Genomic DNA, 25,658 nt, shown 5'->3' with positions numbered 1-25,658 from the left:
TCGAACCTGCGTCCTGTTCAGTCTGCAGGCTGCCCGACTGTTGATGAACTAGCGCTTGTCGTCGAGGCGATAGGCATAGGGATGGCAAACAGGTTGCGTAAATAAGCATTGAGGAAAAGACCCTGTGGATCAAGCGTGGCCCGCACGCGCCGGAAATCATCCCAGTGTGGATATAGCTGTGCCAGGCTGGCCGCATCCTGCGTATGGAGCTTGCCCCAATGTGGTCGTCCCTGATAGCGCTTAAAAATCGCTTCGATCTGCTGGAAATACTCGCGATAGGGCATGCCCTTATACATATGCACAGCCACATATGCTGATGGGCGCTGGTAAGCTGGACTCAACCAGATATCATCAGCCTGGACAAAGCGGCACTCCACCGGAAAATGCACCCGGGTATGGTGGGTCGCAATACTGGCTTTGATCTCTTGCAGCACCGTCGTAAAATGCTCAACCGGAATGTTATACTCCATCTCCTGGAAGCGCACCGCACGCGGCGTCGCATAGAGCCGATGGCTAAAATCGACCTCATCCACGGCCGCGATACCCTGGGCCGAGACTTTACTGATAGTGGGAGTCAGGGAAGGCACCAGGCGGCAACATTCCGAGAGCAACCAGTAGAGACCATTCTCCAGCACCACCTTATTGAAGCGACCCCACAGATTGCTGCCGGTGGCCGCCGCCTGCGTCTCATTCAAAAACTTGGCCTGTACCCACTCCGTATGCGGCATCCAGAAGAACTCAAAATGACTATTGTTATTCTTATAGTCTTCAAGGTTTTCCAGGCAAGTACTGAGGCGTTCGCGGTGGCTCTTGAACTGGAGACGTTTGGCGGGCACGACGCGCAGCTTAACCCTGGCGATCACGCCCAGCAGTCCCAGGGAGACCTGGGCAGCCTTAAAGATCTCAGAATTTTGTTGCGCTGAGCACTCCAGGATCTCGCCACTGGCGGTTACCAGCGTCAAGGCCTCAACCTGGGTGGCCAGATTGCCAAAGTGGATACCGGTGCCGTGTGTGCCAGTGCTGATCGCGCCCGCGATACTCTGCACATCGATATCCCCCAGGTTCTCCTGGGCCACACCGCGAGCCAGCAAGGTCTCCCCCAGCAATTTCAGGCGCGTACCACCCAGTACAGTGGCCGTCCCATGCTCGGTATCGATCTCCTCGACACCCTGCAGATTGTCGAGCGAGAGCAGAATATCGTCGGTTTCGACCAGGGGCGTAAACGAATGGCCTGCACCCACGACGCGCACATGGCGCCCGGTGCGGCTATAGTGGCTGAGTAAGCGAGCCAGTTCAGCGATATTGGATGGCTTCACCAGCTGTTGGAGGCTGGAACGGACAGAGCCGGACCAGTTTTGCCAGTGTTGTGTCTGTTCTGTCACCATTGAGATCTCCTGCAATAAGATAGAAAGCATGAGCACAGAATTATAAATAGGGATGGCCTATGTTACAGGAAGCATTGTCCATCGCCCGGTAGGTCGAGATTGTGTCAACAATCGCGCCATTAGAGACGAGTAAGGATGTAGCGTTCACAGAGCTCGCCAGCTTACTGTGGCGTAGCAGATGGGTCGCCGTGTTCGGAGTGCCTTATCGAGGTGTCAACATCGCGCCTTAGAGCGGTAAGAGCGATGTAGCGCACAGAGCTCCCAGCTCTGTGGCGTACGGTATCGCCGAGCGAGGGCCGGTCCGCAAGGTGGGGTCTGGACCTCGCCGGCACCTTCCAGCGGCTCCAGCGGGCACTAGGCAAATAAGGTTTGGGTAGTTTATCGCCGCCCACCGCGCCCGAAGCGATATAACCACCGCCAAGGCAGGTATAGATAGTTGGCGTCGCCCGACGTACGATCTCAATGGCAAAGCCGGCCGCTGGCTGATAGCGGAAGTCGCGATAATTATCAAACAGGGCGGGTGCATAGAAGCCGGAGCCGACCGTGATCTCGGTCACGCCAGCCTCGGTGCGCGTGGTATGGAGACTGCCGGTACCTCCACCATTCACAAAGCGCAAGGGAGGAAGCTGATAGCTCTGGATCAACTCAATGGCCAGCGCGCGGCGCGCGGCCGCCTCGCGGATCGAACGCTGCTTCAGGTAGCGCACCACTGTATTCTTGGGCGCGCTTTTGGGATAATTATCGCCCAGACCAGCCACCTGAGCCTCATAGCCCATAATCCCATCCAACGACACATGAGGTGCCGCTACAATACTATCCAGCACAGGACGAATCTGGGCAGCTGTTCGCAAGGGGCTGCGCCAGACCCCAACGTGGAGTTTGGGCAGATGCAAGGCCATATCCAGGTCCAGGCAGACCGGGATCGTGACCTCATGGCGACAGGCCACGGCCTCGATCTGGGTGATATGCTCCACGCTATCAATCATCAGCGTAATCTGCGTACCGGCCTTGATCGTCTCCGCTACCGCCGCGATATCCTGCTCATTCCAGATAGGATAACCTAACAGCAGGTCAACAAATCCTTGCGAGGCCAGGTAGACCGCTTCGCGCGCCGTAAAGCACATGATGCCCTGGAAACAGGGGTCGGCCGCCAGGATACGTTTGAGCACCTCGACGCTGCGCAACGACTTCGAAGCCAGGCGGATACGCTTACCGCCGGTGCGGGCCGCAATGGCGCGTATATTTTGCTCTAGAAGATCCAGGTCCAGGTAGGCCAGGGGAAAGTTCTGGCCCGCAAAGACTTTCTTATAGTATTGGTAGTCGCGTGGCTCTTGTGCCTGAGAAGGCGCGAGGGCAGGGGGATCGGTGGATATGCTCATAGCCTGGCTCCTTTTATCTACTGTGATGAATTGCCTGGTTTAGTGTGACGCTAATAGGGTAACCGAAGTAATCAGATGCGCCAGGTCGCGTCGAGCCCTGGTTGTATCGCGATCGCTGATATATTGCAGGATCAAGCCATCGATGCCGGCCACCACGAAGCGCGCTAACTCGGCCGGTGGAATAGCATATGTTTGACCGCTGGCCTGCGCAGCCGTCTCAAATAGCGTCTCGACCACTGCGCAATAGCCATCGTACTGTTGTCTGGCCAGCCAGGCCGACTCGGGATGGCGCAACGCATAGAGTGTCAATTCATACTGAATGATCTGTAGCTCTGGTTCGGCTTCAACGTGCGACCAGAAGGCCTGCAAGCTATGCTCAATTGTTTCTGGAAGCGTGCGACCTTCCAGCCCGACCGAGCTAACGATTTCACCGGTCTGCTGCATCAGTGTCTGTAGCACCGCAAACAACAGGTCATCCTTACTGCCGAAATAGTAGCGCAGCATAGCCTGATTGACATTGGCCTCGGCAGCTATTTTGCGCGTCGTCGTCTCAGCTATGCCATCGCGTGCCAGCACGCGCAGAGCGGCCTCGATAATACCTGCCCGCCGCGCACTGACCGACTCTAATTTGACCAACACCTATCCCTTTCTACATGCAAAAATTATTCAACCGATTGAATAAATAGTAACCAGTAAAAAAGGATAAGTCAAGAGAAAATATGGGCTTAAAAAAATTTCACAACCGGTTTTGCCTGGCTGAAAAAGAATCTCTTCACATACCGCAGGGCTTGCGGGATTTTAAGCCTGTAGAGCGCGGGTCGAGACCAAACCTGAATGAAACAGGAAAGGTACAACTCAGCGAAACAGGAAACCCGACGTGCGAACGTTGGAATCCCATCACGCTTCCGGTGATTGGGAGGAGGTCAATATTTACGGTTGAGAAGCAGAGAGAGGTCATTATGCTAACCATCGACATCGATACCGCCCGCCGCTTCATCCTTGGCAAGCAGGGTTTGTGGCCCGGACGGCGCTGGCGAGGCATCGAGGGAACCGAGCAGGCCATGCGCGCGATGGAGTACTTGCAACTCGATCCCCTGCAAATCATCGCTCGCAGCCAGGATATCAAGCTGCACAGCCGCGTGCTCGATTACACACCTGGCATGTGGGAGGACGTGACGTATCAGCAGCGCAAGTTCTTCGATTGGGGTGGCTGGCTGGCCGTCCGGGCGATGGACGAACTGCCGTATTGGCGCGTGGTCATGCGCCGCGAGCGCGATAGCGGCGCGCGGCTCCTCGACATAGCCCGCAACCACGCTGATGCCATCGCCGAAATGCGAGCTGTCTTGCACGAACGTGGCATCGTGGGTAACCGCGACTTTGCCATGGCGACGCGTACACGAACGCAAAGCTATCGGGCCGCAAGGACAGCGCGCTCGCCTTGTATTATCTGTGGCGCACTGGTGAAGTAATGACCCACCATCGCGACCGTTTTGAGCGCGCATATGCACTTACCGAAATGGTCGCACCCGCGCATCTTATTCGTGAGAGCGACGAAGCCGAGACTGATCGCTTCTTACTTAAGAAGGACATCAGCTTTAGTGGCCTGTCACGGCTCGACCGTACGAGTGATTCATTTCAGCGCGGCGATCCGGCTCGCGCAGCGAAGAAGCTTCTTGGAGAGATGTTGGCCGACGGCGACATCATCGAGGTGCAAGTTGAAGGCTGGAAAAGGGTGCACTACGCGCTTGGGAGCGACGCTGACGTGTTAAGCGAGTTAGGTGCTGGGCGCGTGCCGAAGGCCTGGACGCCGTTGGAGACAACCACCACCGAAGAGGTCGTCTTCCTCTCACCGCTCGATCACGTCAGCGCACGCGGGCGAGCCAAAGTCGTATTCGGCTTCGACTACGTGTGGGAGGTATATAAGCCTGAGCACCAGCGCAAGTTCGGCTACTACACGTTGCCGATTTTGTGGGGCGACCGACTCGTCGCGCGCTTCGATAGCAAATTCGACCGCACAACCAACACATTCGTCATCCTGGGCTTGTGGCTGGAGGATGAGGCTCTGGGCAACAATGAAGCATTTGCGGAGGCATTGGCTTGTGGGTTTGCGCGCTTCGTCAGGTTTCTCGGCGCGAGCAAGCTGGATGCAACGGTGATACGTGAGCCGCTGCTGCGCCGCCGCGTATGCTCTTCACCTGGATGATCGCCTCCTGGAGCGCCGCGCGCAATACACCTCACTTAGCAACCAGACAAGCAAATGAGCGCAACAAGAAACATGAATTGTACGTGCGGGGCTTGCCCCCCACTTATTTTGTTCCCGCACGAAAAACAATAATAAGCACGAATTGTATAGGTTCGGCCCTCAGCGGCCGATTGCCGCCCCGGTAGGGCGGCCCGGTATCCTCACCACGCGGCTGCTTGTTTCTGATACCTCGGCCCACGCGGTGCCCAAATACGGACGATGCTTTTGGGCACTGCATGAAGGAAAGGGTCATGCCACGAGGCACTCCATCGCTGGGATACTGGGCCGCCGGCTCTGCTGAGGGCGGCAATCGGGCGCTGAGGCCCGAACCTATGACATCGCTTTTCTTGTTGCCTGGTTGCTCAAATGAAGGGAGGGGCTTGTCGTCCGATTGCAATCATCATGTTTGAGCTTTTCTTCTCTCAACGGTATTGGTCGCGCGCGTGCCAACCCGCCGCAAGAAAGCGTGGCTGGATCGTTTATGCATAGGCTGCTAAGGATCGCTCGGTTGAGAACCTCTGTTTGAACCTTCGGTCTTTTGCTATCTCGCTTCTCGTATGATATCATCGTTCGTCCACGTCACAATATAGAATTATCTGTAGCAACGCATTTCCACTTTGGATCTAGTGGTGACATCTGCAAGCAATCACGTATCTGTTTGGATTTCTTCAGTATTGCCCTGGAATTGATACCAAAGTAGCCTTCTATCTGATTTTCTGAGATATGGGATGGGTGGGAAGCATCAAAGAGATTGTTTACCATGCACAGTGCGTGAATGATCGCGCACGCCCAGATGTCGTACTTTCGCCGAGAGAGCAGAGAAGGTTGTTGCCAGCAGAGCGTCATCGCCAACTGGCTGCAGAGATCCCCATACTCCTCGTTCAAGTAGTCCATACAGAAGTTATCAGTGCTTCTGGTAGTAGTGGTGAACCAGCTAACTAGTCCTTTGGGAACGCTCTGAGACTCTTGTTCTCTCTTGCGGTGATGTTGTCCCCTCCGCGCGATCCGTTCCTCCAGGGTCGCGAAGATGGAAAAGTCGCCCTGAAGAACATCGGTTGCATATTCATCCATGGCTCGTGCGAGAAGCTTGAGGCTCGCTTCGATCTGCTCATCCTCTAATCCAGCGGCAGCTCGCTGCTCGGCATGCAGGTGAAGAGCGCGTACCGCCAGAAGTTCGTCCAGCAAAAATTGATGTGGTGGGGCGAGGCAAACCAGAAAGACCTCTGCCCGCCTGTATTCGAAATTACAATCAACGTAGATCGCTGTGTTTGCTGCCTGGTAGATCAGCCGTGTCACCCAGACATTGGACGCATCAACGTGAGTGATACTGAAGCCATACTTCGTTTGGAGATAACCAAACTGCGCATTTACCCTGCTTTGCCATGCATCCGCCTTTGCATGGATCGCCGCTGCTTTCTCGGCCGCACGAGCTAAATGTTTTTGCTCTTTTTCATTCATTATCCGTACCCTCGTAGTACTCAGATGTTGACTTGCCCATCCATACAGACGCAGAAAGTTTATAACGTCCAAATTGGCTATAAACCTTCAAAGCAGTAGGAAGCGTGGGTTGGATGCTGTGTTTGGCCAGCAGTCAGTAATATCCAGCATACATGTGACCTTTTTTCAATTGTTATGCCATGTAGTTGTGTGTGAAGATATGCAGCCACACGATAAGCTACTTTATTGAAACTGTAGAATTTGTTATACTATGCAAGAGCTTATTGAAGGTATAAAAGTGTCTCTTAATCAATGATATTATTTAATCTTGTAGGAGAGAGAAATTGAATAAACCCGATGAAAGAGGATATCTACGGTCATATGGTAGTGTAATTATCTTTTATGTATGCATGATAATTGTTCAGGCGCGCTACATTTTTGCTGATATCTTATCTGGTCATGTCCCGGTATTTCAATGGATTCTTAATGCATTGTGGGTTGGGGCCAGTATTTATTTGCTACTTATAGTTAAAAAAGAAGCAGCCAAAAGGCGTGCAGCCTGGCTTAACGTTGAGCAGGCCAGGATGAACGTGAGAAAAAGTGTACTATACTACCCGCAGCCGAGGCCAGTGTCATTGCCCCTGACGGCAGTAGCATTGAAAAAACGACCAAAGTTGGCTGATGTCTTTCAGAAAGTAAGCATTATTTGCCTGGGCATATGTATATTGTCAACTATGGTTCTGGTCGCTAACAACTTCTATCTTCATCAACCATTGGACTTCACTACTTATAGCATCCTGATAGTTATTGTTGGCATGAGTGCATCCTTGCTGTTACTCGCGAGTATGATAGCGGGTATGACAATGTTGACCGGCACCATCAAGATAACTGCTACCGAGTATGATCTACAGATGCAGAAAGGTTTACTGACACAACATGTGGCCTGGCAGCAAGCCAGCTTGTTTGCGCTTGGAGTATATCCATACGGCACGTTACAAACATTGCAGTGGGTAGAGCTTTCGAGTGCGACGACCATCTTGCGTTGGCCGGATGAGGCTGGTCCAACGAAAGGTGACTATCTCTATTTTGTGCGTACCCTGTCAGGTGAAAAAAGTGCTTACCGGCGGGTGAGCCAGGAAGCATATTGTGCTGCCTCCGCCTACTTAAATAGCTATATCGCGCAAAAGACGGGCCTGGCGTTGCTTGATGTGCGCGCTCTTGTCTAGCTGTAAAAATATTGCAGGACCGAACAGATCTGTCTTAATTGCTACAGATCTGTTCGGTCCTCTCAGGGTTATATCAATGCTTCTGGTGCGTTGATATAAGCGATTTTTTATTCGTCGGCGACGATGCTGCCGATCTTGCTGGTGGCTTCGGGGCGCGCGACCAGGATGTAGGCGGCCCAGGCAATACTGATGATGATCAGTGCCAGGAAGATCCAGCCAAAGGAATTATAAGGTGCGGCCTGATTGGGGGCAAAGAAGCCATAGATGGGTAAGATCAAGGCTGCGATGCCGATCAAGGGTACCAGGGCGTGTTTAAACCAGTTGAATTGGTCGCGCTGCTCGCGCCAGAAATAGAGGGGCAGGGCGATATTGGCCAGCATATAGACCAGGACCACGGGCACCGTACCGATGGTGGCTTCATAGGAAAAGACATTCACGGGTGTGAGCCAGATGCCGGGCAGAATGATCAGGATCAAGGTCAATGTTGTGTAGAGAAGGATCGCGGCATAAGGAATGGGATGAGCCCCTTTGGTGACACGCGCGAACCAGGTCGGCAGCAATCCTTCACGGGCACTATTAAAGGTGATACGTGTCTGTGAATTGGCCGCCGCGATGTAGCAGCCAACCGAGCTCGTAATACCCACGATACCCACCACAACAGCAAACCAGGGAATATAATGCTGGGCCAGCGTCAGGTAAGGTGCGGGATCACTGGCGAGTTGTCCCATTGTATCTTTGACTGGGAGGCCGGCAAAGCCAACCACAGCGGCATAGGAGGAGAGCAGGTAGATACAGCCAACGATCAAGATCGAGGTAAAGACGGTGATCGCGATCTGGCGGCGCGGATTTTTGGTTTCCTCAGCCAGAGCCCCCGAATTTTCCCAGCCGACAAAGCCTGAGATAGCGATCGGAAAAGCCAGTGCCAGTCCGCCAAAGCCCGGTGTGCCTCCCAGATTGGTGAAGGGCGCGCTGATATGGTTACCAGCTATAAAGAGTATGACCAATGAGAGCAGGATAAGACCGATGGCTTCGATGATAAAGAGGATAAAGGCCCAGATGGTCGAGATGACCACACCCCGTAGTAGCAAGGGAGTTGAGATGGCCACAGCTATAATCGAGACCAACATCCAGTTCAGCGCGGGCCAAAGTGAATTGACCCAGGAGCCCAGGAAGACTACCACTGCCGCAATGGTGATCGGATAGCTGATCGTCAGCAGGACAAAGCAGGTAGTTGAGATAAATACCGCCAGCCGGGGCGAATATGGTCGCAGGCCATTGCCAATGTACGAAACAAATGAGCCTGCGCTGGGGTGGACGCGATTAAACTCACTCATCGTATTGGCCAGCGTAAAGACAGCGATCATAGCGATCAAAAAGACCCAGGGGGCGCGGGCACCCATGAACGATACTGCCAGGCCGATGCTCAAGAAGATACCCTCGGCCGGCGCCAGGTTTGCCAGGGTCGCCGAGATAGTCTCAAAGAGCGTCAGGGCATTGCGTTGGAGACGAGGTTGCTCTACAGGGACGAAGGTTGAAGAAGTCTGATTTTCAGCGCCTGCTTCCATAAATAGAAACTCCTTTCCTGCTGGAAAGAAAAATAAAGTTTCTGGCCATTGGCGGTAGATAGCCAATAGTGGTAAGTAGTAACAGGTAAGCGAACAAGTATTGCCTGCTTAACGCCTCACACGGGGAGCCCGGGGAGCCGTCAGCGCTGTATAGGTTTCTGGACGGCGATCTCGCAGCGCATTGTAGCCAAGGCTCTGCGTCGTGCGACCACGCACAATACCATCCAGAATATCGATTTGAGCAGACACCATGCCTTCTTCGTACAGGATCTCTGCCACGGGTCGACCAGTTGGCGCAATAATACGACTACGCCCTAAGTAGTCATGATCACCACAGCGTCCATATTGATTAGATGAGATAAACCAGAGTTGATTTTCAGCCGCCCGCGTCAACTCGAAAAGATCATAGATATAGGTTTGATAATCCTGTGCGGGATCAGGATCGCCCCCAACACACGTCAGGGCCCAGGCCGTAGGCATGACCAGTAGCTGTGCACCGCGCAATGTCAGCTCACGCGCAGCTTCTGGAAACTGCTTATCATAGCAGATCAGCAGACCCAGCCGGCCCAGCCGCGTCTCAAAAACCGGCCACTCATTACCCGGCCAATAGATGTGCAATTCATCCAGCGGCTGATGGACCTTGCGGTATTTTCCAATATAGCCTTCTGGACCCACCAGTACCGCAGTGTTATAGAGCACATCTGGACCATCCTCTAAATCAACCTCGGTCATCCCCCAGATGACATACAGATTGCGCTGCTGCGCTTCCTTGATCAAGCGTTGCGTAGAAGGACCTGCAGGCACAGGTTCCGCATGTGCATACTGATACTCCAGGCTGTCCATCCGTAATTCAGCGATGTTATGCAGGTAGCCCTGTAGCGATTGCTCTGGCAGCACCAGCAGATCAGCACCGATCTTAGCTGCTTGATCCATATACGAGAGATACTTCGCCAGATTTTGCTGCATATCAAAACTGACCTGCATACTTACCGTTGCCACTGTATGTACAACCATCGATAGAATATTCCTCTCCAGTTAAGGATATAAATAACGCCTGGCTGATTAGATGGAACAATAGTAACATTACAATGTGTTAAAGGTCAATGTATGGATATTTTGACCATAGCAGCTTAAGGGGACCCTTGCTTTATGATGGGATTTTTGCACATAATTAGGAGCAGATAACTAAGAAAGAAAGAGGAGCAGCCATGCCGCACTATCAACCAACTGACGCCCTGCAATCGCCACGTTTCTGTGGGATACGCACCTTTGCGCGCCTGCCATTTGTCACGACGACTGAGGATGTCGATGCCACCATTATTGGAATTCCTTTTGATACCGGTGTCAGCTATCGAGCGGGAGCAAGATTTGGCCCGGCTGCCATCCGAGATGCCTCTGCCCTGTTGCGACCCTACAATCCAGGCCAGAGTATTGATGTTTTCGGGACCCTCTCAGTGACCGATAGCGGGGACATTTCTGTGGTCCCGGGCTATATTGAAGATAGCTACGCGCATATCGAGGCGGGTTTACAGCCAATTTTGGACGCTGGCATTGTACCGATCAGCCTGGGTGGCGACCACTCGATCACATTAGCCGAGTTGCGGGCGGTAGCTAAAAAATATGGACCCCTGGGCCTGGCCCATTTTGATGCGCACAGCGATACCTGGGATGAATATTTTGGGCATAAATATAATCACGGCACCACCTTTAGGCGCGCGCTCGAAGAAGGCTTGCTGGAGCCACAGCGCTGTATCCAGGTTGGTATGCGCGGCCCGCTCTATGATGCCGGAGATTATGATGTAGCCCGGCAACTGGGCCTGGCGATCTTACCCAATGATGAGATGCGTCAGCATAGTATGGCGGAGGTCTCCCGGATGGTAAGGGAGCGCGTCGGCAGTGGCCCGACTTTTCTTACCTTCGACGTCGATTTCGTTGATCCAGCCTACACGCCTGGCACAGGCACACCAGAAGTTGGCGGCGTCACCAGCTGGGAAGCCTTACAACTATTGCGTGGACTGCGCGGCATCAACTTCGTCGCCTGCGACATCGTAGAGGTCCTACCCTCCTATGATCCAACGCAGATCACCGCCCTGCTGGCCGCCAATGTCGCCTATGAGATGCTCTCCTTGATCGCGGTCCAGAAGAAACGTTAAGCTACTGCTTGCATTGAATGGATCAGCTATGTTACACTCATGGTAGCTCATTTAGCACATATTGTTAAATGTAGCCGAGGGAAGAAAACGCATGCATAGATCTGAAAACTACCGCTACGACATGCGCCTGACAGCGCAACAGCAGCAAGAAAACCAACTCCATTGGAGGTATGGTTCGCTGCGCATGCTCTGCACTTCCTGATCAAAAACAAGAAGTAAACGCTCAAAGCCGCCAGACCTCCCACGCAGGTCCGGCGGCTTTTTTGTGTGTAAGCACGCCTGGTTTATGAGGAGAGAAAGATGGAGACCAGTTTTCTGTTACGTGGCTTGCTGATTGGCCTATCCGTGGCCGCCGTGGTTGGACCGATGAGTGTATTGTGTATTCAGCGCACCCTGCACAAAGGCTTTCGCTACGGGTTTGTGTCTGGCCTGGGCGTAGCCACCGCCGATGGCTTGTATGGCTGCATCGCTGGCTTCGGCTTGACCGTGATCGCCAGTTTCCTGGTGCACCAGCAGGGCTGGATTCGCATCATCGGTGGCCTGTTCTTGATCTATTTAGGCATCAAGACCCTGCTCACCAGGCCAGCGGAACACGCCGCAGCGGCAGCCAGGGCCAGTGGCTGGTTGAGTGCCTATCTCTCCACCTTGCTGCTGACCCTGACCAATCCCCTGACGATCCTATCCTTTGCAGCCATTTTTGCAGGTTTAGGGATAGGAAGTGGGAATAGCAATTTTGTGACCGCCCTGCTGGTCGTTGGCGGCGTCTTTCTCGGCTCGGCCCTCTGGTGGTTGCTATTAACCGGCGGCGTCAGCCTGGTGCGCGGGCGCTTCACACCGCGATGGTTGCTCTGGATCAACCGCATCTCAGGTCTGGTCATCACCATATTTGGTGTGGTCGCCCTGATCGGGCTCAACCGATAAAAAGATTATATTTTTGTATAAAATAGAGAAATAAACTTTTCGCCGGGATGAATTATAACTTGAAGAAGAAAACAGGCGCACAAGCCATAAGCGCAGCAACAACCTGGAGTGCGAGGATCAGCAGCGCTTGCTTTGGCTTTTGCCGTAAATACTTGATGACAAAGAACGCCGTGATTGGTATCTGCGCGGCCATGAGTAGCTGCCAGATATGGGCGGCAGCGCCCTCATCGACCTCATGGGTAACGCCTAATAGAGCAACGTGAATGAGTACAACTGTTAGCGCAACCAGCGACATTGTGACTGGCAAAAAAGCGCTGGGCCGCCTTAGGGTTAAATTCATATCGGCCATAATGTCTGCCTCACTTTGTATAATGATGTCTGCGTTGGAAGAACTGTCAGCTTCCAACCGCTAAAAGCATACCATAAGCACAGCATGGAGGCGAACCCTCGTGTGTGTTTTGAGGAGCACTCAAGTGCTGTCTATGCAGGTTCCGTTCATCGTCGCCGGGGGGATAAGAGAAGCGGAAAGTTGAAGGTGGGAGCGTGGATAATCTGCTATACTCTTTTCAGAGAATTTCGAAGTTTTGGAACGCCGAAAAGGAAGGAAGGGCGCATGACGCAAGAGAATCAGTGGCAAGAAGCTTTGCCGGCGCAATTTGGCAAGGTATTGGAGGCGTTAGAGGGCATCGCCAGTACTTACTATATGACCGGTCGTCTGGAGCAGGCGTTACACATATTTCAGGCTGGCAGGCCGCTCCTCGCTATGCCGGAGGTGACCTTACACGATCAGGCGCAGTTCCTACTGCATTATGGCCAGATGTTGACTCGTAAGACGCAGTATGAAAATGCTCCCGAAGACGAAGCGGTGGAGCTACTCCAGCAAGCCAGGCGACTGGCCGTGCAGTTAGATGATAAGCCATTGATCGCCGATGCGGTGGATAGCATTGGTTTTGCTGGCTACGTAGCAGCCTCTAACCGGCGTGAGGGCGATCCATCATTATTGCAAGTATATTTTCAAGAGGCATTGGAGCGACGGCAGGCATTGCAAGATCAGCGTGGCATTAGCGAAAGCCTTTTCCACCTGGGCCTGATTGAAGATATCATTGATCAGCCAGAGCAGGCCCATGTCTACTATACACAGGCCCTCCAGCTAGCCCGGCAGCACAACCATCCAGGCGAAGCCTCCGAGGCTCTGCGCCACCTGGGATTTCATGCCTTAAGGGATGGCCAGCTAGCCGAGGCCCAGCAATATTTAAGTGAGGCCTTGCACACAGCCGAGCAGTCAGGGAGGCAGCTATCCATTCCCTTTGCCCATGTGGCACTGTCGGATGTATATCTTGAACAGCACAAGTTGGATCTGGCCAGCGAGCATGCGCGGAAAGCACTTGAGTTGGCGCAAAGCATGCATGTCACACGAGCACATATCTTTGCTTTATCTAATCTTGGCAGCATTTGCCAGGCGCGTGGCGATAAAATGCAGGCCCGAGCTTATTATGAGCAGGCCCATCAGCTAGCGCAGGAGATTGGGCTTGGTTATGCTATCCAGCAAGCCAATGCTGCCCTGCAACAGCTCACGGAGCGCGCTGATAACCAGGCAAGCACAAAAAAACAGGAGCAGCAGAAATAGATGGATGTAAATGAGATAGCAGAAAGCGTAGAGCAGGTCTCAAAAATCTATGCTGAGGCATTTAATATTGAGCGTGATGCAAGCTGGTTTGTGCTCAAACTACAGGAAGAAGTGGGCGAACTAATTCAATCCTACCTGATGCTCACAGGGAAGGCGCGCACAAAAGGCAAAACAACAGAAGAAATTCAAGCTGAGTTCAACGCCGAGGTCGCCGACGTTTTCTGCCAGCTACTGCTATTAGCCAGGTATAATGGCGTTGACCTGGAAAAAGAGGTCGCCAACAAATGGCTGAGCAGGCTCAAAAAGTAAGGGTCGCGCACAAGTTTGTGCAAAAAGGCTGCAAATAAGCTGAATAATAAGTTCTTATTGGGATGGGATAGCAACCGAGAAAGCTGCCATCCCATTTGGCTATCAAGTATGGACTGAGCCTCGTTATTCGCGATCCGCCACGATTGAGCCGACGCGCTCTCCCAGGTTGGGATCACGGCGCGTCAAGATCAACGCATAGATAAGGCCAGCTACAATGATACCCAGACTGATCCAGGGAAAGATATTAAACGGTGCCTCCTGTCCTGGTGCTATCAGTCCCCAGAGCGGGAAACCGATGGCGAAAACACCAAGGATCGGCAGTATGAGATGCTTCAATATTGAGAACTGTTCTGGATGATAGCGCCTGTAGTAGACGGGGAGCGCGATATTCGATACCAGATAGGTGAGGGCGATCAGAATGGTGCCGAGCGTACTGATCTCGCCAAAGAAGGTAACCGGATCAATACTCCAGCCGAAGATATAGACGATTGCCAGGCCAATCACAAAGAAGAGCAAGAAGCTCACCCAGGGCGTACGCCTGGTACGATGTACCGTGGCCAGCACCGATGGCAGCAGACCTTCGCGGGCCGCATTAAAGATCAGGCGCGACTGCGAATTCGAGCCCGCGATCATTGCGCTCATGGTTGAGGTAAAACCAGCGATATAGGCCAGTAGCGCCAGGATACCTGAGATCTTCTCTGCCGCCGTCACAAAGGGCACCTGCGCCGCAGATAAGTCTTTGACATTGTAATTAAAGGCCACCACCATAGCATAGGAAAATAGCAGATAGCTTAAACTCATCAACAGTACGCTGGAAAAGATGGCCCGTGGCACATTCCGGCGCGGATCGTCGGTCTCCTCCGCCAGCGCAGCAGAGTTCTCCCAACCCACAAACAAATAGACCGCGATCGGAAAGCCCAGGCCGAGTCCCTGCAAGCCATTGCTCATATTAGCGGGATTGAAGGGGGCCAGCGACAGGTGAGAGGCATTGGTGATCAGCGCGATGACCGAGACCAGTATCAATACAGCCATCTCTAGCAGGAAAAAGTAGCCAGCCCAGCGCGTCGAGAGATGAATGCCCCGAACCATCAAGAAGAAGACAATGGCCACAAATATCAATGTTAAGAGTTGCCAGGGAATATTGATGCCGATATATTTTTGCAGCATCATCTGGGTCCAGCCGCCTGAGATGGCGATCACTGAGGCCATCGCGATAATATAACCCACGGCAATCACAATTGTCGTGGTAACCGCCATCACCGGCCCAAAGGTCTTGCCAATAAAAGTAATAAAGGAACCGGTGGAGGGAATCGCGCGCGAAAACTCAGCCAGCGTATTTCCCAGGAGCGCAATAGCTACCGCCGCTAGCACAATCGTCAGGGGAGAAGCGATGCCCGCAGCCTGGACAATCAAAGCAGAGCTAAAGAAGAAACTCATGGCGGGAGCGATATTGGCCATCGTAGAGGTGGCGATATCGACCAGTTTCAAGGCTCCACGCTCAAGGCGAGGAGTAGTAACCTGAGCCAAAGATTTGTCCTCAACCGGAGGGATAGATGGGGATTCATCATGTGTGCTCATGGAACTGCCTCTTTCATCTGTATGCGGACGCTGACGCGCCCGAGACCTTTTTTCTTATGTTGTTGTCAGCAATGTGCTCGGCACATTGCTGACAACAACATAATTCAAGCGCCGAAGGTGCGAAAAGTCATGCCTGGAGATCCTGGGTATGTAGGGAAATCAGACGTGCTCTAAAAATAATAACATATGTTTGTGCCAAAGAAAGTTTTTGAAATGAATCGTGTATTTTATTCTCTGACGGCGCCGACGATCAGGCCGGAGGTAATATAGCGTTGCGCAAAGAGGAAAACAATCAGGATCGGAATGGCTGCCACCACCGAAACGGCCATCAGGTCATTCCAACGCACACCATACTCGCTGATAAATTTATAGATACCGAGGGTAAGTGGCCGCTTGGTATCATCTGTAATCAACGAAAGTGGGAAGAGGAAATCGCTCCAGCCCATCAAGAAGGTCAGGGCCGCCACCGTTAGCAGTCCGGGGCGTGAAAGCGGCAGGATGATGCGCGCAAAGGCTCCCCAGTGACTACAGCCATCGATAAAGGCGGCGTCCTCCAGGTCGCGCGGCAGGCTCAAGAAGTAAGGGCGGAGCACCAGGGCAGCAAAGGGCAAGGTACGTGTAGTGATGGCCAGGATCACGCCAATAATAGAATTAACCAGGCCAATGCGCGAAAACATTACAAACAGTGGAACCGCTAACATGATACTGGGAAACATCTGCAAGACCAGCAGCGTAAACAGAATAATATTGCGCCCCTTAATGGGCAGACGCGCCAGGCCATAGGCGATTGGCGCGGCCAGCAATAGACTGAGCAACATCGTGCCCAGCGCGATTTGCAGGCTATTGCCCATATAGCGCCAGACATCCCCATTGCGCACAAAATTGTCCAGATACGATGTCCAATCGATATGTACCGGCACAAAGGTCGGGGGCGTATGGAATATCTCTGTGGTATTTTTCAACGAGGTTACTACTACCCAGTACAAGGGAAAGACCATCAGAGCTGTTGCGAGAAGGCCCACTCCCGTAAGGAGTGTTGTGCGTACAGGTCGCTGGAAAGTATTCATGCATAAGACTCCTCTCGTTGAGTAAAGAAGAGATAGATAGCGCTGACAACTAGCAGCAAGAGCAGCATCAGCGTAGCCACGGCCGCGCCTGTACCCAGATCAAATTGGCCAAAGGCGATCCGGTACGCATAAAGAGGTAAGACTTCAGTTGAATTGACGGGACCTCCACCAGTCAGAACATAGACCAGGTCAAAGACATTGAGGGTATAGATAAAGCCGAGCATCAGCACAATCAGACTGGTTGCACGTATTAGAGGCAAGGTAATATGCCAGAAGCGGCGCAGACTATTGGCTCCATCCACCAGGGCTGCCTCATATAAGGATGGCGAGATACCCTGAAGGCCGGCCAGCAATAGTGACATATTGAACGGAATACCAATCCAGACATTGGCAATGATTATGCCCCAGAGCGCCAGGTGAGGATCGGTCAACCACTGAATTGGTTGATGGATCAGGCCAATGCTCTCAAGTCCATAGTTGATGATGCCCGAATCACTTTGCAGCATCCACTTAAAGATGGTGCCACTGACCACGATAGGCAACATCCAGGCAATCATGACCAGGGCACGCATCACCAACCAGTGGCAGGCGCTGTTGAAAGAGCAATGCCAGCAAAAAGCCAATGGTAAATTGAAAGACCAGGCAAGCAACTGTAAAAGTGAGCGAGGTACTGACTGACTGGATAAAAGTAGGGTCTGCCAGGGCTGTATGATAATTATCCAATCCCACAAAAGGCATGATTCCGGTTAACAAACTGCCAACATTGACCTGCTCAAAACTAAATAGCAACATGGTGATGATTGGATAGAGTAAAAAGATAGCCAGGAAGAGCAGGGCAGGGAGCAGGAAAAGATAGGGACCGAGGGCGCGGCGACGTACATGCCATCTGGATGGCTTGACCGCAGGTGTTCTAGAAGTTTGGGGCGAAACTTTTACTGTCGTAGACATAGCAGGAAGACTCCGTTAAAGACTGGATGAGAGGAATAGACATACTGGTCAACCAATCAATGATTTGCACCGACCAGTAACGTCTATTCCTCGATCAAAAGCTACGAGAGTAACGGCTTAATAATACCTGACGCCTGTTTGAGCGCCACATCAGCTGTAAGCTGACCGCTGAGCGCCGACTGGAAGGCTTGTTGAATAGCATTTGAAATTTTAGGATAATTGGGACCGTAGGCACGTGGTTTGGCTGAAGCTAATCCTGTGACGAATACCGCCAGATTGGGATCTTGCTGGAAGACCGGGTCTGCTCCCAGGTCCTTGCGGCTAGGCAGGCGTACATCGGTCACAATATAATTCTTCAGTGGTTGAGGTGTCTGGGTCCACTTCAAGAAATCGAAGGCCTCCTGCACATGTGAGCTAGTGGCCGCGATGGCCCAGTTTTCGCCGCCCAGGATAGAGGCTGCCTGAGTCCCTTTCGGTAATGGCACCACGCCCCACTGGAACTTTGCCCCTTGTTTGGTTGGTGGCAGATTCCAGGGACCATTAATACACATTGCGGCCTTCTGGCTAATAAACTGTGTAATCGCATCTTGTTGTGTCCAGTTCAAACTTTCGCGCGAAAGCTGGCCCTGTTTCATCAGGTCTACGAGCAGTTGCAGAGCGCTGACAGCCGGAGGGCTATCGATACTATCTAGATCCGCCCCCGCTTCCCAGACGAACGGTAAAAACTGGAACGTACCCTCCTCACTCTTCACCAGCGACATCGAAAGGCCATAAACATTATTCCTGGTCAGTTTAGCCGCAGCACTACGCAGTTCATCCCAGTTAGTAGGAGGAGTTACTCCGGCCTGTTTAAACATGTCTTTGTTGTAATACAGGGCCAGGCAATTACTATTGTTCGGGATGCCATAGTTCTTACCCTTCCAGACTGTGGATTTCCAGGGTCCTGAAAATACTCATTGGTCTGACCCCAGCTTGTCACCTGGCTGATAATATCGGCCAGAATGCCCATTGAGGCAAAGGCGGAATGATCAGGATTATCAATCACAATAATATCAGGCAACTGCCGTGCGGCAGCTCCCTGGATAATCTTCTGTTTCAGGTCGGCGAAAGGAATCGTCGTACGCTGAATTTTAATGGCAGGATTGGCTTTCATGTAGTCTTTTATCAAGGCCAGATAGCCAGTGCCAGCAGGGTTAAAATAGTCCCATAATGTCAGGGTAACAGGATTGTTGCTGCTGGGTGTAGAAGAAGTTTCGCCGCAGGCAGCGAGGAGAGAAGCGGCTGCGCTACCGCTAAGCCCAAGGGCGAGAGCACGTTCTAGAAATGAGCGACGCTTCATGCGTCCTGTTTGGAGTGCATTGACCAGGGTATCCAGATTGCCTTGCTGCTCAGAAACCATGGAAATCCTCCTTTGGATTAACCGCGATGGTTGTACTGTTGGGAAGCAGTAAAGAACGATATAGAGATATATATCTCTATTCTTCAGTTGAAAAAGGATATCCTTTCTGGAAAGGTAGTCTGATCAGAATGAGATTGAAGTAAAAAAATGATAGTCAAAGCGCTTTGATAGTATTGTAGGGTATGATTTGCGCGCTTGTCAATAGGAAAAGTTAACGTTTTATGTAATGATTTGAAGAGGATTGACAGCTGTCAAATTAGCTGGATACAATACTATCAAAGCGCTTTGATAAAGTACAATTCGAGAAAAGAATAAAAACAAGAAGGTGTATATTATGCCAACGATGGCAGATATAGCGAAGCGGGCCGGTGTAGCATTGAGCACCGTTTCGCATACACTCAGTGGCAAGCGTCCGGTTTCCGCGGAAGTACGTCAGCGAGTTCTGGATGCGATAGCCGAGTTAGAATACCAGCCACATGCGCTGGCACGGGCGCTAGCTACCAAGCGCACCAGAACTATTGCCCTGCTCTATCCAAAAGTCTCTACTTCCTTACCAGAACCACATTTTGAATTTATTTCCAGCATCGTAGAAGTTGCCAGTAGCAAAAACTATGGCCTGCTGCTCTGGACCCCATCGGATGATGACGGAGCGGTTCTGCGCATGATACAGCAAGGTTTTATCGCTGGCCTGGTTTTAATGGAGGTGCGTTTAGATGATCCCCGTGTCGAAATGCTGAAAAAGCAAAATTATCCTTTTACGCTAATTGGCCACTGCCGCGACAATACTGGTATCAACTTTGTCGATATGGATTTTGATTACGCCTTGCATATGTGTGTTGATTATTTAGCAGGTCTTGGACATAAACATGTCGCTTTTATTAATCATTCCTCTAAGCTTTATGAAATGGGCGCTGGCTATGTTATACGCTCACATGAAGCTTTTATGCATGCGGCCGAGCAGCATAATTTGTGCGGTATCGTCTATCCTTGCGAGTCCAACGCCCAGGCTGGATATGAAGTTGTACTGGCTGCACTGACAGAAAATCCTGCCACTACGGCCATTATCACTTCGAACGCCTGGATCAACGGAGGTATTACGCGGGCCATTTATGATCGCGGACTGAAGATTCCCGAGGACATCTCATTAATGGGTATTCTCTCTCCCAGTGTGGCCGAGATGACCACACCGGCTTTAACCACCATCGATTTCCCCTATAAGGAAATGGGGCGTATCGGTGCGGATATGCTGATCAGGCAGCTAGAAGGCGAACAGATAGCGACCCAGTTACTCCTCAAACCCTCCCTGATCATCAGGCAAAGCTCAGGTCCCAGTAAGCGTTGATGCATCCTGATCCAATATTTGCAAATCGTTATTCTTGTTAATTTTTCGTGTGGAAAAAGTGGGGGCAAGCCCCACACGTACAGGTCGTGTTTTGGGTTGCTTTCATTCTCATGAAGCGTTAAGTGAAACGTATTGACCCAAGGGGATATATATGGAATCTTATATTGCTTTAGATGGGTGTTTGCGTCCATGTCGGGAGCACAACGGTGACTTCGCAGCCGCCGGCAGGATGGTTCTGGATGGAGATGGTGCCCCCCATTTTCTCAATAAGTTGCTTGCAGGTATAGAGACCAAGCCCGGCGCCTTTGTGTCCTTTTTGAAGCGGACTCTGATAGAATTTCTCGAATACATGGGGAAGATCCTCCGGCGCGATACCTGCGCCACTATCGTGCAGGGCGAGCGAGAGCGTGTCCTGTAAGTGTGTGCAGGTCAGGTGAATGGTTCCGTGGGCGGGTGTATAGCGTAGCGCGTTTTCAACCAGGTTGTCCAGTATCTGTTCAAGCCGATGGAGATCAAGGGTAACCTGCTGGGGAAGATCTATGGCGCGCTGATATGCATATGCGAACGTGATTTCATGCGTAGAGGCCTGTAGCGCATACACCTGCGCTTTACAGGCCAGCGCATCTTCCAGCTTTACCTGTTCTGGCTGGATGGTAAAGTTAGCATCTTCCAGCGCGGAGACAAGCAATATATCATTGAGCAGCAGGGACATACGCTGGCTGCTGGCTTCCAGCACGGGGAGATAGCGTTCCAGGCGTTGGTTGCGCTTCTCACCTGCACCGGCACGCGCCAGTCCCTCGATGTGCCCCTGGATAATTGTCACGGGTGTACGCAGATCGTGCGAGAGGGTGGCGATCATTGTGCGTATCTCCTCCTGCTTACGCCACTCACGCTCCAGGGACGCCTGTAAGGCGTTACGCAATTCATTAAAGGCGTAACAGAGATCACCAAGCTGGTTAGGGGCCTGATACTGGATCGAAAAATTCAGATCCTGCTGGCAAATCTTCTCCACTGCCGCCATCAATTCACCGACGGGTTGGCTAATCTTGCGCTCCAGCCGCCAGGCGAAAAATAAACAGGCCCCAAGCAATGCGCTAAAAGGCAAGGCAATGAGTACAAGTACAGCCAGATATTGCAGGAAGCGATTATGACTAAAGATCGAGGTATATTGAACGCTCAGGGCGATCAGGAGGATGCCTAGCAATTCAAGGCCAGCGGTAATGATAAAAGCGAGCGCTAAAATACCCAGGAAATACCAGATAAACAGGCGCCTGAAGCCAGAGTGGCGAGGACGCGCCGCAAATCCTTTTATACTGATGTGTTGAGATCCCATTTATATCCTACTCCCCAGACCGTACCGATATACTCGGTGTGCGGGTCAAGTTGTGCCAGCTTCCTGCGCAGGCGTTTGATATGTTCTGTGACGGTATCCGTATTGCCCAATGCATCCATGCCCCAGATACGCTCGTAGAGGAGGTCGCGCGAGAAAACCTGGTGAGGATGCAAGACCAGCAACTGAATAAGCTCGAACTCCTTGCGGGTCAACGCCAGTGGCTCGCCAGCATAGTGTACCTCGTAGGCACTCAGATCAATCACCAGCTGTCCATAGCGTAGCGATCTACTTTGGGATGCTTTTTGTTGCTCGCGACGTTGGCGGCGTAAGTGGGCCTCAACGCGCGCAACCAGTTCTCTAATGCTGAATGGCTTCATCACATAGTCATCCGCGCCAGCACTAAAGCCCTGAATCTTATCGACATCGCTTTGTCTGGCACTGAGAAAGAGAATGGGAATATCCCGCTCTGCGCGCAACTGCCGGCAGACCGCGAAGCCATCACAACCGGGCAACATAATATCAAGGATGATCAGGTCCGGAGCATATTTGTGTGCCAACTGTAGCGCCTGCTCACCATCAAAGGCAGTATAAACGACATAGCCCTCATCCTCCAGGGCATCGCTTACAAATTGAATGATTTGATCTTCATCATCTACAACAAGAATCGTGTTGCCTGTTTCATTCTTTGCCACCGACACTGGCTAAACCTTTCTAATCTGCTACTGCTTTGCCTTTACCATAAACCACGGCACAGCATATCTACATTACCAGCAAGCATAGCGACAAAAAATAAACAATTTCAAAACTTTCCTTAAACCATCCCAAAGACTTTTTTAGTTTAGCTTCTGTTGATAAATGCAGTTTAGGATAAGGATGGTTGTAGCAATACTTTGCTTCAGAAAAAATGATCATGGAGAAATACATGTTTATTGATCGATTATATTATGAATGGAAACTGCATTGGAAGCCCCTGCTGCTTGCTCCGGTAGTATTGATGCTGGCCTGCATGCTTTTTGCACTGCTGCAGTCAAGCTGGAAAGAAAATATCGGTCGTACCTATCTGGGTTTTGCAGAAGTCTTTTTACCGCTGGCCGCCGGGGTTATCGCGGGCTCCATCGTTGTGCGTGAACCAGCGCTCGAATTGCACCTCACGGTCGCGCAAGCCTATCGAAAAACAGTGCTGCAACGCATGTTATTACTCATACTGGCTTACGCATGTGTCTGCTGCTTATTGATCAGCAGCATGTCGCTCCAGCACTTCTGGTTTTTGCCCAGGTACCTGCTGGCCTGGCCCCTGGTCGCGCAATGGTTTATCTCCCAACTGATCTGGCTGGCCCTTTGACCTGGTTTGTGGGTGCAGGCATGTGCATCGCCATTATCACCATCAACAGCGTCGTTAATGGAGCGATCCTGGCCGCTCTCTGGCTAATTGAGCTCCTCTACTGGGGACCTTTTCATGACAATGGTTGGCTCAGAGCGTTCTATATGTTTCCGACCGTCATGTGGATTTATCAAGGCGATACTGTTTCCCTGCCAGCCTGGTATTTTCAGCTCGTCTGGCTCATACCACATCTTGAACAACTCGCTATGGCCTTCCTCCTATTGCTGGCTGGCTGGTTTTTACTGCAGCATACAGAACATCTTTTGAAAGGAACAACGACCGAATGAGTTCAGCACAGGCTCAATTTTTCGGCATTTGCCGCTATGAATTTTCGATGCAGCTACGTCGTCCTTCGCTCTGGATCTTTTTCGGGTTGCTGGCGACCTATGGCTACTTTGTCATGGGAGGAGGACCGAGTCTCTTTGCGACCACACAGCAGGAACTGGCCACGCATTCATTGATCTACACTGTTGTAGACTCGGTGGCCAGTGGAGAATTACTGTTGCCCCTCTGTGTAGGATGTTTGCTGGCAGATCGGCTGGTGCGGGATCGACGCGTTAAAGTGGATGAGCTCTTCAATACCATGCGGGCTCCCGTGCAGCGTCGTTTATGGGGAAAATATGTCGGCTCGCTGGCGGCTACCCTGGTGCCGCTACTGATAGTCTTTAGCTTTTTTCAGGGTCATATCCTGGTCGCATCCCATAATGTGCTGGTCATACCATTGTTCATAGGTGCTTTTCTGCTGGTGGCCCTGCCAGGCATCTTATTTGTCACTGCCTTCTCCCTGGCCTGCCCGATGGTCATGCCGCTGCCACTCTATCAATTTCTCTTCGCCGGCTACTGGCTGTGGGGCAATCTGTTTCTCAAGCAGCAGGTACTACCAACCCTGAGTCGTACTATCCTCACACCCTCAGGCGCACTGATTGCCAACGGCTTCTTTGGTGTCAACACCGACCTGCTCGGGATCACCCCTCCTTTAGCAGCGGTCGCCAGCATGATTGTGTTGGTAAGTATTGCCGCGCTGGTGATGTTGCTACTGGGACGCTGGCTGAAATGGCAACAATGGCATTAAAACGATGGCCGCAAATCTATTGAAAAGGACATTAAAGGCATGAATATCATCATTGAGAATATGACCAAAACCTATCGTGGTAAGGTCCAGGCTTTGCAAGGCGTGAATCTGGAGATCCCGCATGGAATGTATGGACTACTAGGGCCAAATGGGGCAGGAAAGACAACCTTTATGCGCATCCTGGCTGGCATTCTGCGTCCATCCAGCGGCAGCATGCGTATCGGTGAGATTGATGTGACCACAGAAGAAGGTCGCACACAGGTAAAGCAGATATTGGGATATCTGCCGCAGGATCTAGGCATGTATCCCGATTTATCCGCACGTGAATTCCTGGACTACATCGGCATCCTCAAAGGGTTACAAGACCGCAAGGCGCGCAAACAGCGCGTTGAGGAGTTGCTGGAGATGGTAGCACTGACCTCGGTCGCGCAGCGCAAACTAAAAACCTTCTCCGGCGGCATGAAACGCCGGGTCGGAATCGCCCAGGCCCTCCTCAACGATCCCCAACTCCTGATTGTCGACGAGCCTACGGCTGGCCTGGACCCGGAAGAGCGTATCCGTTTCCGCAACCTGCTCTCCAATCTGGGTGATAGGCGTACCGTCTTGCTCTCCACCCATATCGTGGAAGATATCGCCCAGACCTGCCAGCACCTGGCGATTTTACGCCAGGGTCAGGTCACCTTTCAAGGGACAATTGCCCAGATGTTGCAGCAGGCGCGTGGCTCGGTCTGGTTGGTCACGACCCCGCCAGGCTTCAGATTTCAAGGCGCGGCTGAGGTTGTTTCCACCATCAACATGGGTAGCGCGATGCAATATCGCATAGTGGGTGACCGTCCGCCACAAACAAGGGACGTATCTGTGGTTGCCGTAGAGCCTGGCCTCGAAGACAGCTATCTCTGGTTAATGCGCGGGCAGCAAGAAACAGGATTAAAAACATTGCCGCATTAGTGACTGACTCAATTCATATGGGACCCAGGCTAAAAGCTACACCATTCCTTACATGCGTGCGCCCAATACCGTTGAGATAAGAAAAGCTCAAACATGGTGATTGCTATCGGACGACAAGCCCTCTCCCTTTCCTTGAGCATCCAGGCAACAAGAAAAGAGATGTCATAGGTTCGGGCCTCAGCGCCCGATTGCCCACCGGTAGTGGGGCCCGGTCTCCTCGCCGCTCGGTCTCTCGTCACCGCTACCTCGACCCACGCGGTGCCCAAACGCATGGTCCGTGTTTGGGCACCGCGTGAAGGAAGGGCAAATACCACGGGGTGCTTGAGTGCTGGGATACCGGGCCGCC

Annotated in this window: 27 protein-coding genes; 12 read left to right on the top strand and 15 right to left on the bottom strand. The window is 52.1% G+C overall.

Features of this window, described 5'->3' with window-relative positions:
* Positions 1-17: 17 nt before the first annotated feature.
* The 3 genes from EL645_RS29220 to EL645_RS29210 all read right to left on the bottom strand — a co-directional run bounded on the left by EL645_RS29220 (position 18) and on the right by EL645_RS29210 (position 3,400).
* Complete coding sequence (locus EL645_RS29220) at positions 18-1,385, bottom strand: D-arabinono-1,4-lactone oxidase (RefSeq protein ID WP_126555250.1); 1,368 nt, start codon at positions 1,383-1,385, stop codon at positions 18-20.
* A 161-nt stretch (positions 1,386-1,546) separates the two neighbouring features.
* Positions 1,547-2,764 carry an alanine racemase gene (locus EL645_RS29215; RefSeq protein ID WP_126555247.1) on the bottom strand — a complete coding sequence of 406 codons (1,218 nt, stop codon included), beginning with the start codon at positions 2,762-2,764 and terminating at the stop codon, positions 1,547-1,549.
* A 39-nt stretch (positions 2,765-2,803) separates the two neighbouring features.
* A complete protein-coding gene (locus EL645_RS29210) occupies positions 2,804-3,400 on the bottom strand; it encodes a TetR/AcrR family transcriptional regulator (protein ID WP_161977788.1) in 597 nt (198 codons plus the stop codon).
* Between the two features lie 83 nt (positions 3,401-3,483).
* Between EL645_RS29210 and EL645_RS29205 the strand changes: the two genes are divergently transcribed.
* Positions 3,484-4,233: a winged helix DNA-binding domain-containing protein gene (locus EL645_RS29205; protein WP_126555241.1), complete on the top strand. Its 750-nt coding sequence runs from the start codon at positions 3,484-3,486 to the stop codon at positions 4,231-4,233.
* A complete protein-coding gene (locus EL645_RS29200) occupies positions 4,233-4,967 on the top strand; it encodes a DNA glycosylase AlkZ-like family protein (RefSeq protein WP_246035615.1) in 735 nt (244 codons plus the stop codon). Before EL645_RS29205 ends, EL645_RS29200 begins: the two co-directional genes overlap by 1 nt.
* Positions 4,968-5,585: 618 nt before the next feature.
* Here the strand turns inward: EL645_RS29200 and EL645_RS29190 are convergent.
* On the bottom strand, positions 5,586-6,464 hold the full coding sequence (locus EL645_RS29190; RefSeq protein WP_126555234.1) for a DUF6398 domain-containing protein: 879 nt from the start codon (positions 6,462-6,464) through the stop codon (positions 5,586-5,588).
* Between the two features lie 323 nt (positions 6,465-6,787).
* Here EL645_RS29190 and EL645_RS29185 point away from each other — a divergent pair, with 323 nt between their 5' ends.
* Complete coding sequence (locus tag EL645_RS29185) at positions 6,788-7,669, top strand: hypothetical protein (RefSeq protein WP_126555232.1); 882 nt, start codon at positions 6,788-6,790, stop codon at positions 7,667-7,669.
* Between the two features lie 107 nt (positions 7,670-7,776).
* Here the strand turns inward: EL645_RS29185 and EL645_RS29180 are convergent, their stop codons facing one another.
* Both EL645_RS29180 and EL645_RS29175 read right to left on the bottom strand, forming a co-directional pair.
* Complete coding sequence (locus EL645_RS29180; protein ID WP_126555230.1) at positions 7,777-9,234, bottom strand: APC family permease; 1,458 nt, start codon at positions 9,232-9,234, stop codon at positions 7,777-7,779.
* A gap of 108 nt (positions 9,235-9,342) precedes the next feature.
* Complete coding sequence (locus tag EL645_RS29175; RefSeq protein ID WP_126555228.1) at positions 9,343-10,248, bottom strand: carbon-nitrogen hydrolase family protein; 906 nt, start codon at positions 10,246-10,248, stop codon at positions 9,343-9,345.
* A 194-nt stretch (positions 10,249-10,442) separates the two neighbouring features.
* Here EL645_RS29175 and speB point away from each other — a divergent pair, with 194 nt between their 5' ends.
* Positions 10,443-11,387 (top strand): agmatinase, encoded by a 945-nt coding sequence (gene speB, locus EL645_RS29170; protein ID WP_126555225.1) that lies wholly within the window; start codon positions 10,443-10,445, stop codon positions 11,385-11,387.
* A 300-nt stretch (positions 11,388-11,687) separates the two neighbouring features.
* The gene (locus EL645_RS29165; RefSeq protein ID WP_126555222.1) at positions 11,688-12,308 is read left to right on the top strand and encodes a LysE family translocator; all 621 of its coding nucleotides are present in this window, start codon (positions 11,688-11,690) and stop codon (positions 12,306-12,308) included.
* Positions 12,309-12,360: 52 nt separating this feature from the next.
* On the opposite strand, the gene EL645_RS29160 is transcribed toward EL645_RS29165, so the two are convergent.
* Positions 12,361-12,657: a hypothetical protein gene (locus tag EL645_RS29160; RefSeq protein ID WP_126555217.1), complete on the bottom strand. Its 297-nt coding sequence runs from the start codon at positions 12,655-12,657 to the stop codon at positions 12,361-12,363.
* A gap of 264 nt (positions 12,658-12,921) precedes the next feature.
* On the opposite strand from EL645_RS29160, the gene EL645_RS29155 reads away from it, so the two are divergent.
* Both EL645_RS29155 and EL645_RS29150 read left to right on the top strand, forming a co-directional pair.
* Positions 12,922-13,935, top strand: a complete 1,014-nt coding sequence (locus EL645_RS29155) for a tetratricopeptide repeat protein (protein WP_126555214.1) — start codon at positions 12,922-12,924, stop codon at positions 13,933-13,935.
* Positions 13,936-14,244: a nucleoside triphosphate pyrophosphohydrolase family protein gene (locus EL645_RS29150; protein ID WP_126555212.1), complete on the top strand. Its 309-nt coding sequence runs from the start codon at positions 13,936-13,938 to the stop codon at positions 14,242-14,244. It abuts the gene before it with no gap.
* Between the two features lie 123 nt (positions 14,245-14,367).
* On the opposite strand, the gene EL645_RS29145 is transcribed toward EL645_RS29150, so the two are convergent.
* From EL645_RS29145 to EL645_RS44640, 6 genes are all read right to left on the bottom strand, one after another.
* Entirely contained in the window at positions 14,368-15,822 is a 1,455-nt protein-coding gene (locus EL645_RS29145; protein ID WP_126555209.1) for an APC family permease, read from the bottom strand.
* Positions 15,823-16,049: 227 nt separating this feature from the next.
* Positions 16,050-16,889: a carbohydrate ABC transporter permease gene (locus EL645_RS29140; RefSeq protein WP_126555207.1), complete on the bottom strand. Its 840-nt coding sequence runs from the start codon at positions 16,887-16,889 to the stop codon at positions 16,050-16,052.
* Positions 16,886-17,446, bottom strand: a complete 561-nt coding sequence (locus tag EL645_RS41565; protein ID WP_218032117.1) for a carbohydrate ABC transporter permease — start codon at positions 17,444-17,446, stop codon at positions 16,886-16,888. Before EL645_RS41565 ends, EL645_RS29140 begins: the two co-directional genes overlap by 4 nt.
* Positions 17,400-17,837 (bottom strand): ABC transporter permease family protein, encoded by a 438-nt coding sequence (locus tag EL645_RS41560; protein WP_218032116.1) that lies wholly within the window; start codon positions 17,835-17,837, stop codon positions 17,400-17,402. The genes EL645_RS41565 and EL645_RS41560 overlap by 47 nt, the downstream gene beginning before the upstream one ends.
* Before the next feature lie 101 nt (positions 17,838-17,938).
* Entirely contained in the window at positions 17,939-18,712 is a 774-nt protein-coding gene (locus tag EL645_RS29130; protein WP_281276482.1) for an ABC transporter substrate-binding protein, read from the bottom strand.
* On the bottom strand, positions 18,673-19,236 hold the full coding sequence (locus EL645_RS44640; protein WP_126555200.1) for an extracellular solute-binding protein: 564 nt from the start codon (positions 19,234-19,236) through the stop codon (positions 18,673-18,675). The genes EL645_RS29130 and EL645_RS44640 overlap by 40 nt, the downstream gene beginning before the upstream one ends.
* 334 nt (positions 19,237-19,570) lie before the next feature.
* Here EL645_RS44640 and EL645_RS29120 point away from each other — a divergent pair, with 334 nt between their 5' ends.
* Complete coding sequence (locus tag EL645_RS29120) at positions 19,571-20,578, top strand: LacI family DNA-binding transcriptional regulator (RefSeq protein WP_126555197.1); 1,008 nt, start codon at positions 19,571-19,573, stop codon at positions 20,576-20,578.
* Between the two features lie 169 nt (positions 20,579-20,747).
* Here the strand turns inward: EL645_RS29120 and EL645_RS29115 are convergent, their stop codons facing one another.
* Entirely contained in the window at positions 20,748-21,911 is a 1,164-nt protein-coding gene (locus EL645_RS29115) for a sensor histidine kinase (protein WP_126555194.1), read from the bottom strand.
* Positions 21,887-22,603 (bottom strand): response regulator transcription factor, encoded by a 717-nt coding sequence (locus EL645_RS29110; protein ID WP_126555191.1) that lies wholly within the window; start codon positions 22,601-22,603, stop codon positions 21,887-21,889. Before EL645_RS29110 ends, EL645_RS29115 begins: the two co-directional genes overlap by 25 nt.
* A 230-nt stretch (positions 22,604-22,833) precedes the next feature.
* Here EL645_RS29110 and EL645_RS29105 point away from each other — a divergent pair, with 230 nt between their 5' ends.
* The 4 genes from EL645_RS29105 to EL645_RS29090 are packed head-to-tail and all read left to right on the top strand — an operon-like array spanning position 22,834 to position 25,312.
* Complete coding sequence (locus tag EL645_RS29105) at positions 22,834-23,253, top strand: hypothetical protein (RefSeq protein ID WP_126555188.1); 420 nt, start codon at positions 22,834-22,836, stop codon at positions 23,251-23,253.
* The gene (locus EL645_RS29100; protein WP_126555185.1) at positions 23,217-23,579 is read left to right on the top strand and encodes a hypothetical protein; all 363 of its coding nucleotides are present in this window, start codon (positions 23,217-23,219) and stop codon (positions 23,577-23,579) included. Before EL645_RS29105 ends, EL645_RS29100 begins: the two co-directional genes overlap by 37 nt.
* Positions 23,576-24,364: a hypothetical protein gene (locus tag EL645_RS29095; protein WP_126555182.1), complete on the top strand. Its 789-nt coding sequence runs from the start codon at positions 23,576-23,578 to the stop codon at positions 24,362-24,364. Before EL645_RS29100 ends, EL645_RS29095 begins: the two co-directional genes overlap by 4 nt.
* 39 nt (positions 24,365-24,403) lie before the next feature.
* On the top strand, positions 24,404-25,312 hold the full coding sequence (locus EL645_RS29090; protein WP_126555179.1) for an ABC transporter ATP-binding protein: 909 nt from the start codon (positions 24,404-24,406) through the stop codon (positions 25,310-25,312).
* Positions 25,313-25,658: the final 346 nt, after the last annotated feature.

It is taken from the genome of Dictyobacter kobayashii, from assembly GCF_003967555.1.
Lineage (GTDB): Bacteria > Chloroflexota > Ktedonobacteria > Ktedonobacterales > Ktedonobacteraceae > Dictyobacter > Dictyobacter kobayashii.
The sequence above is the reverse complement of the archived record's forward strand: the minus strand, read 5'-3'. Positions and strand labels throughout refer to the sequence as shown.